Source organism: Mammaliicoccus sciuri (genome assembly GCF_002901825.1).
Taxonomy (GTDB): Bacteria; Bacillota; Bacilli; order Staphylococcales; family Staphylococcaceae; genus Mammaliicoccus; species Mammaliicoccus sciuri.
This window is the reverse complement of record NZ_PPQD01000021.1, coordinates 1-297: the sequence shown is the minus strand read 5'-3', so window position 1 is coordinate 297 and position 297 is coordinate 1. Positions and strand designations below refer to the sequence as shown.

The following is a 297-nucleotide window of genomic DNA, read 5'->3' as shown; positions in this document are numbered from 1 at the left end:
AAAAACACTACTGACAATCAGTCTACATCAGACCAACCAAAACAAGATGTTCCTACTAAAGTAGAACAACCGGCTAAAGTTGATAAAAAATCAAATAGTCAGGGTAATGTAATTGATAAGAAGGATGCTACTGATCAAAATAAATCTGATACAAATAAAGATAATAAAGCTGTAGCTAATAATAAATCTAATGATCAAAATAAAGTAGCAGTGAATAATCAAAAGTCTGAACCTCAATCTTCTGATGTTTCTAAAAAAGTTGATGTGAAAAAAGAAGATAATAATAAAGATGTAAAG

At 28.6% G+C, this 297-nt stretch carries 1 pseudogene; it reads left to right on the top strand.

Annotated elements, in window-relative coordinates:
• Window positions 1-297: pseudogene (locus CD035_RS13930) on the top strand (hypothetical protein); the annotation flags it as partial.